Annotated in this window: 1 protein-coding gene; it reads right to left on the bottom strand. The window is 53.6% G+C overall.

Translation table 11 applies throughout. The features are described from left to right. A partial coding sequence (locus tag B2633_RS05705) for an AAA family ATPase (RefSeq protein ID WP_483169696.1) occupies positions 1-686 on the bottom strand: 686 nt, incomplete at both ends.

Here is a 686-nt window from a genome sequence, read left to right as displayed (position 1 = left end):
CATATATTCCGACATATCCAGCCTCACCATGTTGCGCTCATCGTCAAAAAGGGCTTCAGCCAGAGCTTTGCTTAATTCGGTTTTGCCCACCCCGGTGGGTCCTAAGAAGATGAAACTGCCTACCGGACGATTGGGATCTTTCAACCCGCTGCGGGAGCGCAGAACTGCATCGGCCACCGCCTCCACGGCCTCATTCTGGCCTACCACCCGGTCATGCAGAATATCGTCCAAATGCATCAGCTTTTCGCGTTCGCCTTCCATCAAGCGGCTCACCTGTATGCCGGTCCAGCGGCTCACCACCCGGGCGATATCTTCTTCGTCGACTTCCTCTTTAAGCAGGCGGTGCATCTGATTATCTGCCAAACGGGATTCCTCATCCTGAAGCTGTCTTTCCAGCTGGTTGAGGCGGCCGTATTTCAGCTCCGCTATGCGGTTCAAATCATACTCCCGCTCGGCTTTTTCTATTTCGGTGCGGCATTCCTCTATGTCGCGCTTGATCTGCCGCAGCCGCGAAATAGCTTCCTTTTCATTCTGCCATTGGCTTTTCATCACATCAGCTTCACTGCGCAGATCCTGCAGTTGTTTGAGGATGTTGTTCAGTCTCTCCCTGGAGGCTGGATCTTTTTCCTTTTCCAGCACCGCCGCTTCTATTTCCAGCTGCATGATGCGGCGGGGGATGTCATCAA

Source organism: Syntrophomonas sp. UBA1041, from assembly GCF_002316705.1.
Classification (GTDB): Bacteria; Bacillota; Syntrophomonadia; order Syntrophomonadales; family Syntrophomonadaceae; genus DTU019.
This window is presented reverse-complemented; position numbering and strand designations above follow the sequence as displayed.